Annotated in this window: 13 protein-coding genes and 1 pseudogene; 4 read left to right on the top strand and 10 right to left on the bottom strand. The window is 62.3% G+C overall.

The genetic code is table 11. The annotated features are described in order from the left end of the window. Positions 1–90: 90 nt before the first annotated feature. Entirely contained in the window at positions 91–741 is a 651-nt protein-coding gene (gene ribA / locus KPG66_RS09315) for a GTP cyclohydrolase II (protein ID WP_237070775.1), read from the bottom strand. Positions 742–1,304: 563 nt separating this feature from the next. On the opposite strand from ribA, the gene KPG66_RS09310 reads away from it, so the two are divergent. Next, positions 1,305–1,466, top strand: a complete 162-nt coding sequence (locus tag KPG66_RS09310; RefSeq protein WP_237070737.1) for a hypothetical protein — start codon at positions 1,305–1,307, stop codon at positions 1,464–1,466. Positions 1,467–1,586: 120 nt separating this feature from the next. Beyond that, entirely contained in the window at positions 1,587–2,042 is a 456-nt protein-coding gene (locus tag KPG66_RS09305; RefSeq protein ID WP_041754391.1) for a DUF1178 family protein, read from the top strand. 198 nt (positions 2,043–2,240) lie between these two features. Here the strand turns inward: KPG66_RS09305 and KPG66_RS09300 are convergent, their stop codons facing one another. The 5 genes and pseudogenes from KPG66_RS09300 to KPG66_RS09280 form a co-directional block, all read right to left on the bottom strand. After that, positions 2,241–2,933: a glutathione binding-like protein gene (locus KPG66_RS09300; protein WP_041754390.1), complete on the bottom strand. Its 693-nt coding sequence runs from the start codon at positions 2,931–2,933 to the stop codon at positions 2,241–2,243. A 405-nt stretch (positions 2,934–3,338) separates the two neighbouring features. Further along, positions 3,339–4,118, bottom strand: coding sequence for an oxepin-CoA hydrolase, alternative type (locus KPG66_RS09295; protein WP_237070736.1), 780 nt, complete (start codon positions 4,116–4,118; stop codon positions 3,339–3,341). A 17-nt stretch (positions 4,119–4,135) separates the two neighbouring features. Then, a pseudogene (locus KPG66_RS09290) lies at positions 4,136–4,434 on the bottom strand (3-hydroxyacyl-CoA dehydrogenase family protein); the annotation flags it as partial. A 34-nt stretch (positions 4,435–4,468) separates the two neighbouring features. After that, positions 4,469–5,653 (bottom strand): pyridoxal phosphate-dependent aminotransferase, encoded by a 1,185-nt coding sequence (locus tag KPG66_RS09285; protein WP_237070735.1) that lies wholly within the window; start codon positions 5,651–5,653, stop codon positions 4,469–4,471. Positions 5,654–5,712: 59 nt separating this feature from the next. Continuing rightward, entirely contained in the window at positions 5,713–6,312 is a 600-nt protein-coding gene (locus KPG66_RS09280; RefSeq protein ID WP_272907060.1) for a PIN domain-containing protein, read from the bottom strand. Between the two features lie 98 nt (positions 6,313–6,410). On the opposite strand from KPG66_RS09280, the gene yaaA reads away from it, so the two are divergent. Next, a complete protein-coding gene (gene yaaA, locus KPG66_RS09275; protein ID WP_041753717.1) occupies positions 6,411–7,193 on the top strand; it encodes a peroxide stress protein YaaA in 783 nt (260 codons plus the stop codon). Positions 7,194–7,217: 24 nt separating this feature from the next. Beyond that, entirely contained in the window at positions 7,218–8,360 is a 1,143-nt protein-coding gene (locus KPG66_RS09270) for a M14 family metallopeptidase (RefSeq protein ID WP_237070734.1), read from the top strand. A gap of 100 nt (positions 8,361–8,460) precedes the next feature. On the opposite strand, the gene KPG66_RS09265 is transcribed toward KPG66_RS09270, so the two are convergent. The 4 genes from KPG66_RS09265 to KPG66_RS09250 form a co-directional block, all read right to left on the bottom strand. Next, a complete protein-coding gene (locus KPG66_RS09265) occupies positions 8,461–9,039 on the bottom strand; it encodes a BspC domain-containing protein (protein WP_237070733.1) in 579 nt (192 codons plus the stop codon). Between the two features lie 219 nt (positions 9,040–9,258). Beyond that, complete coding sequence (locus tag KPG66_RS09260; RefSeq protein WP_013435864.1) at positions 9,259–9,951, bottom strand: energy-coupling factor ABC transporter permease; 693 nt, start codon at positions 9,949–9,951, stop codon at positions 9,259–9,261. A 68-nt stretch (positions 9,952–10,019) separates the two neighbouring features. Continuing rightward, entirely contained in the window at positions 10,020–10,874 is an 855-nt protein-coding gene (locus tag KPG66_RS09255) for a response regulator transcription factor (RefSeq protein WP_237070732.1), read from the bottom strand. A gap of 193 nt (positions 10,875–11,067) precedes the next feature. Then, the gene (locus tag KPG66_RS09250; protein WP_237070731.1) at positions 11,068–12,285 is read right to left on the bottom strand and encodes a DUF2863 family protein; all 1,218 of its coding nucleotides are present in this window, start codon (positions 12,283–12,285) and stop codon (positions 11,068–11,070) included. Positions 12,286–12,849: the final 564 nt, after the last annotated feature.

Raw genomic sequence — 12,849 nt, 5'->3', positions numbered from 1 at the left:
AAAAAGGATTGCCTTAATTGGCGATTCCACGTCCTTAATTGGCGCTCACCACGTAAAGCGATGAGTATATTGCAGTGAGCGCCGAGCTAACTACAATGACAACGGGCACTGAAGCTCACTCTCGTCAAAATAATGCCCGAAACGATTGCGCTTAGTCCAGATATAACGCTCATTTTCCTCGCGCAATGCAATTGCGAGGTCAACGCGCTCACATACTGGAATGCCATGGCGCTGCAGCGCTTCAAACTTATCCGGATTGTTGCTCATCAGCCGTACCGACAGGATGCCGAGTTGGCGCACGATGCTCGCCGCGCAGTCATACTCGCGCGCGTCATCCGGCAAACCCAGGTCGCGATTGGCATCGACGGTGTCAAGTCCTTGTTCTTGGAGTCCGTATGCAAGAATTTTGTTACACAAGCCAATGCCGCGTCCTTCATGGCCTCGCAAATACAATAGCGCGCCAACGCCTTCAGATGCGATATGGCGTAATGCGGCGTCCAATTGTTCGCCACAATCGCAGCGCAGTGATCCTAGTACATCACCGGTGAGGCACTCGGAGTGCAGTCGCGTCAGTACTGATTCACGTTGGCAAACGTTACCCATCACCAGCGCGAGATACTCATTGTTATCGCTTGTCGAACGAAATGCATGGGCAACAAAATTTCCGTAACGAGTTGGCATCGCTGCTTTGCCGACATGTGTCACGTACTCGCTGCTTCCAGCATGGCATTGTAGTAGCATCGGATCACCCCCGGGAGGCTGAATTGGTACTGCTGCAATACACAAAATTAACTGTATCAGTCAAAACCTAAACTTTATTCAGCATTGCTCCACTTAATAAGTGAAATCCAACATGCCAAATGGATTTGTTTACTTAATGATCACTATGTCATGTCGGATACTCTAGCAGAGCAGAGCGCAATGTTGTTTTTAGGCTATGTCGCTGAGCAGGATTGCATACTTGTATGAAAATAGCAATAGGAAGTTGCATGTGATATGGCCGGTTGCGGAAGCGTGTGCTATACGGGCGGCAAGTGATGCGCGCGCGAGTTTCTTTACGAATCAGAAAGTATTTATTTGATGGCAGATTGCCGTGATTGTTGCTCTGTTGTTTCGTTCGGCGCGATAACGCGTGGGCGGATTCAACCGGTCGTTGCAACGTCCCCCAATGAGCGGTGTTATAGGGGACGATCCCGGGGTGGTGCATCGGAGTAAACGGGACGGCCAATGATGTCATCGTTCGGTGGTCATCACTGATCGTCGTCGAACCGGCTATATTGCACGAGTAGATCCGGCGCGGTGAGGTGAGTGACGCAAAGATGATTCTCGGCGCGTTCTGGCTGAAGAAGATCTTGTTCGGCGTGGCCGGAGAATACCGTGCAGTCGACCTGACGCTGCGCAACCGGCCCGGCCCGGCGCGCGCAGTCGCGTGGATCCGCCGCAACGCGCGGCGTGGCCGGCGGTGAACGGGTGAGACTCACCTTGCGCAAACGCGCTAGAATGGTCGGTCACGGTCCGATTAATTTCGAACGATCGTGTATAAATTGCGCGGATTGCGCTACATTGGATTGTACGTTGTCATGGGCATGAAAGTTCTCGATTTAACCTGCGAGCACGCGCACCGGTTCGAAGGCTGGTTCCAGTCGGCTGAGGACTTCGAGTCGCAACTGGAGCGGCACCTTGTCGAGTGTCCGATGTGCGGGTCGAAGACGGTGCATCGCGTGCCATCGGCGCCCCGATTGAACCTGTCGGGCGCGACCGCGCCGGTGCCACGCGATGGTGCGCCGGGTGCCGGCGGGCAGCCGCTGAATGTGAGCGAGTTGCAGGCGCGGTGGCTGCGGATGATGCGGCAGGTGATCGAACACACGGAAGACGTCGGTGAGCAGTTTGCGCAGGAAGCGCGGCGAATCCACTATGACGAGGCGCCGGCCCGCGGCATCCGCGGGGTCACGACGCCCGACGACGCGCGGGCCCTATTGGACGAAGGCATCGACGTGACGCCGCTGCCGTTGCCAGCGTTGTTAAAAGAGCCGCTTCAATGAGCCGGGTGGCGCTTCGGCGGCGCGCCCCCGCACGCGGCGAGACGAGCGCATGCCATCATCGCGGCGCCCACGGGCAGGCGATCGATGTGGTGGTGTGGCACAGTCGGGTAGCGGGCCATACGAGGCTGGCTGTCACGTTCGGCTAGCCGTTTTGAGCGGCTGGCACGCGCCGGACCGCGGCCTGCCAATCTGGCCTTTTCAGCGCTGCGCGTACTGCGTGGCGCCGAACAGGACTTCGCGCGCCTTGTCGTCGGTCAGCGCCTTGCGCGCGGATACCAGCACTTCGACGCCCCGCTGCACCGCGGGCCGCGCATGGATGCGTTGCTGCCATGCGCTCACGTTCGGGAAGCTGTCGAGATCGATTCCCTGGTTCTTCCAAGAGCGCGTCCACGGGAACGCCGCGATATCCGCGATCGTGTAGTCATCACCGGCCAGATAGGGATGCTTGCCGAGCTGTTTCTCCATCACGCCATACAGCCGCCGCGCTTCGTTCGTGTAGCGATTGACCGCATATTCGATCTGCTCCGGTGCATAGATCCGGAAGTGGTGCGCCTGTCCGAGCATCGGGCCGAGTCCGCCCATCTGGAACATCAGCCACTGCAATGTCGCATAACGTTGGGCCGGATCGGCAGGTAGGAATTTCCCAGTCTTCTCCGCGAGATAGATCAGGATCGCGCCCGATTCGAACAGCGCGATCGGCTTGCCACCGGGCCCCTCGTGATCGACGATCGCCGGGACCTTGTTGTTCGGGCTGATTGCCAGGAACTCGGGCTTGAACTGGTCGCCCGCGCCGATATCGACTGCGTGGACGGTGTAGGGCAGCGCCAGCTCCTCAAGCATAATGTGGACCTTGTGGCCATTCGGCGTGGCCCAGCTGTAAACATCGATCATGTCGCTTATCGAGGCGCGTCCCCCGTGCGCGGATCCGGCCCGCGCGCGCTTTCGGCGCCCCGTCCTGTAAAAAGTGGAATGTTTGCATGACGCCGGCAGTGCACCGAGCGCTGTCGGCTGCGAGATGCACGCCATTTAAGCATAGAACCAGCTAGGTTGCAGCGTCACGGTTCAGGCTCACACGTGGGACGCACCGTCTGCGTCTTCCAGATACGACACGCGCGACTGCGGCCAGTGCTTCGGCGCGTCCGGATCGGTCGCACGGCCTGAGTCATCGTAGTGCGTTACGTCGCCATGGTGCATCCTGCGATGGACGGGCAATAAGCGGGAGGGTTCACGCGCGCGCTCCGTTGGGGTGGCGGCGCCGATGCGCGGCACGAGCCGGGCCGCGCATTACACCAGAGATCATTTGTAGCGGGCTTCGCGTTTTTCCAGGAACGCGTTGATCCCTTCGAGACTATCGCGATGATGCAGCGACGCGACGAAATGGTCCCGTTCGGCGACCAGATGCTCGGCCAGTGGTTGTCTGGAGGCATCCTCGACGAGCGTCTTGATCCGGGCCACCGCGTTTGGCGACAGCCGCGCCAGCTCTTCGGCCCATGCGAGCGCGGTCTCCAACGCCGCGCCTGCCGCGCTGAGCCGGTTCACTACGCCCAGCGCGGCCAGGCGCGGCGCCGGCACCGGCTTGCCTTCCAGAATGATCTCGGTGGCCAGTGCGCGCGGCAGTGCCCGGGACAGGAACCATGAGCCGCCGCCATCGGGCGTGAGTCCGACGCGCGCATACGACATCACGAATTTTGCGTTGTCCGCCGCCACCAGCAGGTCGCAGGCGAGCGCGAGCGAGAAACCCGCGCCGGCCGCCGCCCCTTCGACCGCGGCAATCACCGGCTTGCGCGAGGCGCGGATCGCGCTGATCCACGCGCCGAGTAGGTCGATGCTATCGGCCTGCACTGATGGATCCTTCGCCCGGTCCTCCAGCAGCCGGTTCAGGTTGCCACCCGCGCAGAAAAAACCGTCGGCGCCGGTTAGCACGACGGCCCGGATCTCCGGGTCGCGCTCGGCCGAATCGACCGCCTCGATGCCGGCGGCGTATATGTCCGGGTGCAACGCGTTGCGTGCGCCTGGATTGGATAGGGTGAGCACGAGCGTTGCATCCCGGCGGGTGGCGAGCAATTCGGCGGTCATCGGTGGACTCCTTCATGTTAAGGGGCGTCGCTTTTGACATGCAGCAGCGACAAGCTCAGTTGCGTGCGGCGTGCCAGCCAAGGCGACGGCCGGTAGCGTGGACCGTTCAGTGTGGCGCAGAAAGGCGCAGAACCGTGAGGATGCGCGTCGCACCCAACACATCGCTGAGCGCCAGCGGCCCTGTCGGATAGCCGAAGCCCAGCATCACGGCCAAATCGATGTGCTGTGGCGTGGCGATCTGCTGTTGGACGATGTTGCACGCGATATGGATGATCGTGGCGACGATGCGCTGCGCGACAAAGCCGGTTGAGCCGCGCGGGTGCAGCTCGGATAGGGCGCGCGCCGCATTGCTACAGCGCGGCGAGGCGCTCGAGCGCGCTCGCCAGCGTCGCTTCGCGTTTGGCGAAGCAAAAGCGCACGACGCCGGCGTCGTGCGCCTGATGATAGAACGCGGACACGGGAATCGCCGCAACACCGATCTCGACGGTCAACCACCTGGCAAACTCCGCCTCTGGCAATGCTGAGATCGCCGAATAATCGACGCACTGGAAATATGTGCCTTCACATGGCAATAGCTTAAAACGCGTGCGTTCCAGGCCGGCACGAAAGAAGTCGCGCTTGGCCTGGTAGAACGCCGGCAACGTCAGGTAGGGCGCTGGATCAGCCATGTACGCGGCGACGCCTGCCTGGGTGGCCGAATGCACCGTGAACACGGTGAACTGGTGGACCTTGCGGAACTCGGCGCTCAATTCACGCGGCGCGGCAACGTAGCCGAGCTTCCAGCCGGTCACGTGATAGGTTTTGCCGAAGCTCGATACGACGAAGCTGTGCGCCGCAAGCTCCGGATAGCGTGCAACGCTCTCGTGGCGGGCGCCGTCAAACACCATATGCTCATAGACCTCGTCGGACAGTACCAGGATGTCTGTACCTCGCACGATGTCCTGCAATGCCCGCATGTCGCTGTCGCGCCAGACCGTGCCGGTCGGGTTGTGCGGCGTGTTCACGATGATCAGCCGTGTCTTCGGCGTGATCGCCGCGGCGAGTTGGTCGAACGCAATCCGATAATCGGGTGCGTCCAGCGTCACGAACACGGGTTTGCCACCGGCCAGTTCAATTGCCGGCAAGTAGCTGTCGTAGCAAGGCTCGATTACGATCACCTCATCGCCCGGCTGCACGCAACACAGCACGGCGGTGAGCAGCGCCTGCGTCGCGCCCGCGGTGATCGTGATTTCGCTGGCCGCATCGTAACGATGCCCGTACAGCTGCTCAATCTTCGCGGCAATCGCATCGCGCAACGACGCAAGACCGGCCATCGGCGGATACTGGTTGAAGCCGTCGCGCATCGCTTGTGCGACCGCATCGATGATCGCCGGGTCGCAGTCAAAATCTGGAAACCCCTGACCCAGGTTGACGGCGCCGGCCTCGGACGCGAGCGTGCTCATCACCGTGAAGATCGTGGTGCCGACTTGCGGCAGCCGCGAAGGGAAGGGGGGGACGCGGGGCGACGTATCGGTCGGGCGATGCGAGGCGTTCATGGCGTAAGCGTCGTTTGGATAGAGGGGGCCGTCCGACCGGATGGTCGGCTCCAATAAGCTTATTGTACGGTAGGCTCGCGCGTCGCATCGCCTGCCGATGCCGGCTGGGCAAGGCCTGTGGCCGCAACAAAGTGGGCCGGCTGCACAATGCGCAAGTCAAAATCGCGCGCCATTCGGCGCGCCATCTTCAACAACGCCTTGTCCTTGGTGACCAGCCACTGTGCGGCTGTGGCATGCGCCAATTCGAGGAATTTCTGGTCGTCGCGGTCGCGGCACAGCGGCAGTGCACGCGGCGTGGCGCGGGCGGCGTGCGCACTGGCGCCCGCATTCGTCCCTGTTTCCGGCACGGGCGTTGCGGCACCCCCCTCCGCGTGTCGCGCCGGCGCGACGCGCGTGCAGAGCCGAGCGAGCCGCGCGAGTGCCGCCGACTTGTCAATCGCGTAGCGCACGAACTGCGGGTAGTCGAGCACGCGCTGCAACTCGTTGAGGCAGCGCTCGTCCTGCACGGCGTCGAGGCCGCCGTTCTGCAACGCGGTTGCAATCGAGCGGGTCGCGGGATCGTCGAATACCAGGATGTCGATCCACACGTTCGTGTCGAGCACCACGCGTGGACGGACGAAGGCAGACGCAGGGGCGCTCGATGGGGCGACAGAGTCCATCGGCGGCGGCGGAGCGAAACGGGATGGCGTCATTCTCGATACAATGGCAACGCTCGCGGCCGGTCACGCCGCGCGATGCTTTTTTTAGTCGGCCTTCCATGATAATCGTTTTGTCGCCCGCCAAGTCACTGGACTATGACACCCCATCCCATCTGCGCAAGCATACGCTGCCGGCGTTCCTTGACGACTCGGCCGAGTTGATCGCGCAGTTGCGTACGTTCTCGCCACAGCAAATCGGCACATTGATGCGTCTTTCTGATCCGCTCGCGCGGTTGAACTACACGCGGTACGGCGACTGGTCCCCCGCGCGGTTCACGCCACCGCATGCCAAGCAGGCAATGCTTGCGTTCGATGGCGATGTCTACGACGGGTTCGACGCGCGGTCCTTGTCCGTCGCCGACCTAGAGTATGCACAATGTCATATACGCGTGCTTTCCGGCTTGTATGGAGTGCTGCGTCCGCTCGATCTGATGCTGCCGTACCGGCTCGAAATGGGCACGCGGCTCGCCAACCCGCGCGGCAAGGACCTGTATGCGTTCTGGGGCGACAAGATCACCGCGGCGCTGAACGCGCAGCTCAAGCGCGCGCATGGCGCGCGGGTATTGATCAATTGCGCGTCGGACGAGTATTTTCGCTCGGTCAGGCTGCGCCAGCTCGACGCACCTGTAATCACGCCGGTGTTCGAGGACTGGAAAAACGGTCAATACAAAGTCATCAGTTTTTATGCCAAGCGCGCGCGCGGTAGGTTCGCCCGCTTCGCAGTCGTGAACCGGATCGATGAGCCGGCCAGGCTCGTCGCGTTCGACGCCGACGGCTACCGGTTTGATGCGAACGCATCGAACGATTCAACCTACGTGTTTCGTCGCAAGCAGGCTGGCTGACTTCATTCGTTGCGGATCCGACCCATGAGCGTTCACATCAGCAGTCAATTCGATTCAGGGGCAATCGATGTCGTATCGTGCGAGCGCGCGGACGACATCCGGTTGCGGTTGCGCGCCGACACGCAAGCAGCGTTTGCGCAGTGGTTCTATTTCTCGCTGAGCGGTGCGAAGGACGTGGACTGCACAATGACGTTCGAGAACGCATCGCATAGTGCATTTCCAAACGGATGGCACGGTTATCAGGCTGTCGCGAGCCATGATGGCATCGACTGGTTCCGGGTGCCTACCACGTATGACGGTCAAGTGCTGCGCATCTGTCATCGGCCGGCGCGCGACCGGATCTATTACGCGTATTTCGAGCCGTATCCGTATGCGCGACATGCGCAGTGGGTTGACACGCTGGTCCAGCAGCCCGGCGTGCGCCTGACCGAACTGACCCGCACCGTGCAGGCCCGTGCGCTAGATTTGCTGACCGTTGGCGAGCCGGCGCCGCACAAGCGCAACATCTGGATCATTGCGAGGCAGCATCCGGGCGAGACGATGGCGCAGTGGTTCGTTGAGGGTCTGCTCAAGCGCTTGTGCGGCCTTGGCGATTGGCGGGGTGACCCGCTGGGCCGCATCGTGCTCGAACGCGCGGTTTTTCACGTGGTACCGAACATGAATCCGGATGGCAGCGCACTGGGTAACTTGCGTACCAACGCCGCCGGCGCGGACCTGAACCGGGAATGGTTGCAGCCGGACCCGCGCCGCAGCCCCGAGGTGCTGGCCGTACGCGATGCCATCCATGCGAGCGGTTGCGACATGTTCTTTGATATCCATGGCGATGAAGCGCTGCCATACGTCTTCGTCGCTGGCTCGGAAATGCTGCCCGATTTCTCTGACGCGCAACGCCGCGTGCAAGACGAATTCATCGGCCATTTCAAGCGCGCTAGCGCGCATTTCCAGGATGAGCACGGATACAAGCCCGGGCGTTACCAGCAGGATGCGCTCAAGCTCGCCTCTAAGTATGTCGGCTACGCCTTCAAGTGCCTGTCACTCACGCTTGAAATGCCATTCAAGGACGATGCGAACCTGCCCGATCCGCGTGTCGGCTGGAACGGGGCGCGCAGTGCGTCGCTGGGCGCGGCGATGCTGCAAGCCATCGGCTGGCAACTCGACGCGATATGACGCGATGTGACGTCATATCACGTGACGCAACGACGTGATATGACGCGCCGCGGCATCGTGAGCGCAGCGTTCGTCACACCCGGGTGCGTGCATGGCGGGCTCAGCGCCGCCGGCTTTTCTTGCCTTTGCCTTTGCCCGCCGCCTTCGCTGGACTCTTGCGGCCCGAGCCGCGCAGCGCCTTTTTGGTCTTGCCGGCCTGGCGGCTCGGCGCAGCGCGCTTGAACGGCGCGACCGGATCGTTCCAACTGAACGCGAGCATTTTCGCGTCGACGTAGCCGCAGCGGAATTTTAGCGCGTTGGGCATCGTCGAACCATCCTTGCGCACGCCGACCCCTTCGACGGTGACGATCGAGTCGACCTTGATCCGTTGCTTGCCCCGGTCAAACGAGCCATTCCATGGCTTGACCCCGGCGTGCGCGGGATCGAACGAGCTGCGTGGAAACTCGACGTGGTCGAACGCGCTCGACGTGCCGACGACAAAGTCGCCGTGCGCCGCGCAGTCCGCGACCAGCGGATTGGCTCTCATTTGGGTGATGAATTGGTAGACCAGTTCGTTGTGGTGTTCGACTTGGTCGGCGCGGGCCATCGTGGGAATGGCGATTGCCATGGCTGCGAGCGCGCATGACGCGATGGCGCCGATCAGTCGCTGCATCGGGCGCGACGTAGAGTGATGATCCATCTAATTCTGGTTGCTAGGTGCCATAAAAAAGCCGCGGTCGATGTGAGCGCGCGTGCGGCCAATGGATTCGCACGCGGTGTCGGGTTCGGACTTGGATACGCTCAGATGCCCGCGGTTGGGCTGGAGTGCCATCTTAACGCAAAACAGAGGGCGTACCGTGGCCGGCGGCATAGCGCGGTAACTGTTGCACACGATATAGCGGATCGACAGGCCGCTGAGTCAGGCGCGCGGGCCCCGGTCCACGTGGCTGCGATCGAACCGGTAGCGGCGCACATCGTACGTGGTGACCCACGCCGGGCGATAGACGGCAAACAGCGCGGTCAACATGCCGCAGAACCACGCTTCGCCGGAGGCGAGCACGACGACGGCTATCCCGTAGCTGGGCGGGATCACGGCCGTGTCGCCGTGGGCTAGCATCAGCTGCAGGCCCAGTGCGCCGGCACAGGCGGCGCCCAGCGCCAGCGCGGCGGTCACGAAGCCGTGGCCGAAGATGAACACCAACAAGGTTCGCGGTAACCATGCGGCAATGGCCCGCTGTAGCATTGTCGAGACGAAGACCGGCACCGCCCCGAATATGACAAAGGTCAGACCCACGCCATGCCATGGTGTGCCGAGGATCGCCGCCACGAGCGCGCATATGGCCGCCATCGACACCAGCGCAAGCGACCAGTCGAACAGCGTGACCATCAGTGTTGCGCCAAGCAAATGCATTACCGGGCCATCGTTCAGCCATGCGTTTGTGGCCCACATGACCGCGATCGCCACGGTCATGCCAAGCCACAGATGCTGCAGCGTGTCGTCGTGCAACCGCGCGAAGGACTTCTTCCGCGCCGCGAGCGCAAGCAGGACCACGGCGGCAAGGTTGCCGCCTATCGCTAACCACAAAGGTAACGACGTATAGAGAAATCCCATATAGACATATTACTCGCTGCACGGCTCCCGGTGGAAGCAGATCGCACATCTGCACGCGGCGTTGCGATTCAGCGACGCTTGCGTGGAATCACCTTGTAGGGCACGCCGTCCGGCTCCGCGGCTTGCAGTACTGTGTGGTCGCGCCCATTGGCTGCGTCGCGCCGCCGATGCTCGCGGGTGGCCGCGCGCAGCGGCGTCGGCCCGGCCTCGCCGTAGACCGGCTGCCGCGCCTGCTGGGTCGCATCGCGCAGCACTTCCAGCGCGCTAGTCTGCCAGCCGTTGTAGATCGCCACCGCAGCCGCGCGGTTGGTCGCGCCGAGCTTCTCGAAGATCGCGCCGAGATGGATCTTGACCGTTCCTTCGCTGATGCCCAGCGCGCGTGCAATGCTTTTGTTGGTCGCACCCATGTGCACGAGCCGTAGGATTTGCTCCTGGCGCGGCGACAGTAGGCCGGGCGACGCACTTTGGCGCCGGCAGGCCGCTCGGTTCAGCGAGCTGTCCTCGTACGCATTGATCGGCACGACGGTGGGCGTGTGCAGATTCAGCCCACTGGGCGGCACGTAGTGCCCGCCCAGCAGCACGATCTCAAACGCGCGAACGATGAGACGCGGATTGAGGCGCCGCGGCACGACGCCGAGCACGCCAGCGTCGACTAGCGATTTGACCCGCGTTGGGCTGTCATCATCGACTAATGCCGCGATCGGCAGGTTAGGATAATGGCGCCGGAGATCAAAGATATCCTGCACGTTCATCCCGTCTTGCCAGTCGATGATGAGCATGTCCGGGCAGGCATGTTGCAGTATGCGCTGCGCTTGCCGCCAGTCACGTGCATCGTAGAATGATGCATGTCGATTGATCTGGCGCAGCAATGTTTTCAGCCCTTCGCGCCTCTCGGCTTGCTCATTCAGCAAGCAGACTTTCATGACCACTTCTCCCTGACTGAGTCCACACAACCGCGCCGCCGCGTTGGCCAGCGCGGCGGGCGTCAGAGATCAATGATGGCAAGAACAGCCTTCGGCCGGCATTAGCCAAAAGGCCAGTCGGGCTGCGTCGCGACGGCGCTTCGGCCGATAACGCGACGCACGTGGCGGGCGGGAGAAACGAGGGTCTTAGTTCTTAGTGGAAGTGAGGTTGCGCTGGTTCGGCATCCTCAGGCATTTCGGCATGCACGATCTCGCCGAGTGGGTCGGCATACAGTGGCACGCCACAATCGTCGCAGTACTCCGGTTCAAATCGTGCCGCGTGACGGCGGATATCGGTGACACCGATTTCCTTAAGCAATCCGATGACATCGTCGAGCATGCCGCCGGCCGGATCCTCGTCAGGCGGCACGTCGTCATCCGGGCCGAGATCGCCGTTCTCGCGGCCGTACAGTGGCCATACCACGCCGTAGATCACGTCGTTGCTGCCGCGCCGGGTGAAGGCGATTCGATATTCGTCTACGCGCCGTTCGCCGAAGCCGGCGACAACCGCACGCAATTCATCCGGTTTAGCGCCGATCGTATCGCCCAAATACCTGACTGCGGTGCGCACGGTATGCGGGCGGATTTGCTCGTCCGCGTCGCGGCAAGCTGAGTAATACGCGTCCGGCAGCAGGCAGTCGAATTCGCAGCCGGGCAGCACGCCCGATAGGTTTGGGCCGCCTTGTGCACGCCATTGTTCCAGGCATTGCCCGCGCTCGACACGTGCGCCGTTCTCCTCCTCCTGCCAGCGAAACAGTGGCTCGCCGGCCGGCGCGGCGACCACGGATAGCAGAAAGCGTGGATCGGCGAGGATCGGCGACGTTTCCGGAAGGTCGCCGAGATTCATCTTGATCGTGCCGCCGCTCAGCGCCGCTTGGCCAAGTTGCTGCGCGAGCCGGAACGTCTCGACATGATGACGCGGTAACTGGTCGATGCTGTACAGGTACGGCGCCAACGCGATGCGCGCCCGTGCCGCGAAGATGTGCGCTTGCAACTGTGCACGCAGCGCATCGACGACGTCGCCTTTCAGCGGGCCGGACGGGATCATGTAACGCGTCCAGGTGAGCACCGGCGCCGCGATCAACAGCACGTCGTACGGTTGACCGTCGTGCTCGATGCGGAACGATTCGCTATGGGTCTCGGCCATGTCAGCGAGGGCGCCATAGGCGTCCGCATGGTTTTGCTGCAGATGGTCTAGAGCGGCATCTAGTGTCGTCTGGTTGCCATTGCGGATGATTTTTTCGATGAGCGCATCGAGCTTTGCTTCCCAGAAGTGGTCTTCGATGCGGCTGCCGGACGCAAAAAGCGCGAGCGACAGTCCGACCAGCTTGTCGGCGTCGGGTGGGAGACGTTTAGCGATACGCGAGCGCATGGTGTGCCAATTCAGGTGCGGAGAACCTTGTATTTTAGTCCCGATCGGGGCTGACGGCACATTTTCCGTCGTCCATGGAGGCGGGCTTTCGCGCCATGGCGCCTCTGCGATGCTGCAGCAGGCCCGCGTCGTGCCGATGCCGCGCCGCTTGCCTGATACACACGTCTCTTGAGCGCGTTGCCATGGGTTTCGGTCGCGAGGAAGGCCAAACAAGCACGGAAAAACGACAGAGACGACGGTCTCATGTGCGCTGCGACGCCGCGTCTCGGCGCAGGCCGCCGGCGGCCTGCCGCGTCCTGCTGGACGGCATTGCGCGATGCAGCATCGCGGCCATGGCAGATTTCGAATTGCTTTGATACACCGCCTTTTGCGGGCCTGTTGTGCTGCCACATCATGCCGCTCGTGGAAGAGCCTGCCGTAGGTCCGCCGGCTGGCACCTTTCCTGCATTGGCGTACTAGCGCACAAGTAACGGCCGTCGCGCAAGCATGCGGGCATAACGGACGCGGCGCGCCAAGACCTCAGCACGCAGGCGTAGCGCACATAGCACGCAGGCACACGGCATG

The organism is Mycetohabitans sp. B2 (assembly GCF_021733735.1).
Lineage (GTDB): Bacteria > Pseudomonadota > Gammaproteobacteria > Burkholderiales > Burkholderiaceae > Mycetohabitans > Mycetohabitans rhizoxinica.
The sequence above is the reverse complement of the archived record's forward strand: the minus strand, read 5'-3'. Positions and strand labels throughout refer to the sequence as shown.

Bases quoted from the DNA above. Each gene is read 5' to 3' on its own strand.
- yaaA (WP_041753717.1), top strand. From the start codon at position 6,411: ATGATAATCGTTTTGTCGCCCGCCAAGTCACTGGACTATGACACCCCA.
- KPG66_RS09270 (WP_237070734.1), top strand. From the start codon at position 7,218: ATGAGCGTTCACATCAGCAGTCAATTCGATTCAGGGGCAATCGATGTC.
- KPG66_RS09260 (WP_013435864.1), bottom strand. From the start codon at position 9,951: ATGGGATTTCTCTATACGTCGTTACCTTTGTGGTTAGCGATAGGCGGC.
- KPG66_RS09295 (WP_237070736.1), bottom strand. From the start codon at position 4,118: ATGACCGCCGAATTGCTCGCCACCCGCCGGGATGCAACGCTCGTGCTC.
- KPG66_RS09300 (WP_041754390.1), bottom strand. From the start codon at position 2,933: ATGATCGATGTTTACAGCTGGGCCACGCCGAATGGCCACAAGGTCCAC.
- KPG66_RS09280 (WP_272907060.1), bottom strand. From the start codon at position 6,312: ATGGACTCTGTCGCCCCATCGAGCGCCCCTGCGTCTGCCTTCGTCCGT.
- KPG66_RS09250 (WP_237070731.1), bottom strand. From the start codon at position 12,285: ATGCGCTCGCGTATCGCTAAACGTCTCCCACCCGACGCCGACAAGCTG.
- KPG66_RS09285 (WP_237070735.1), bottom strand. From the start codon at position 5,653: ATGAACGCCTCGCATCGCCCGACCGATACGTCGCCCCGCGTCCCCCCC.
- KPG66_RS09255 (WP_237070732.1), bottom strand. From the start codon at position 10,874: ATGAAAGTCTGCTTGCTGAATGAGCAAGCCGAGAGGCGCGAAGGGCTG.
- KPG66_RS09305 (WP_041754391.1), top strand. From the start codon at position 1,587: ATGAAAGTTCTCGATTTAACCTGCGAGCACGCGCACCGGTTCGAAGGC.
- KPG66_RS09265 (WP_237070733.1), bottom strand. From the start codon at position 9,039: ATGGATCATCACTCTACGTCGCGCCCGATGCAGCGACTGATCGGCGCC.
- ribA (WP_237070775.1), bottom strand. From the start codon at position 741: ATGCTACTACAATGCCATGCTGGAAGCAGCGAGTACGTGACACATGTC.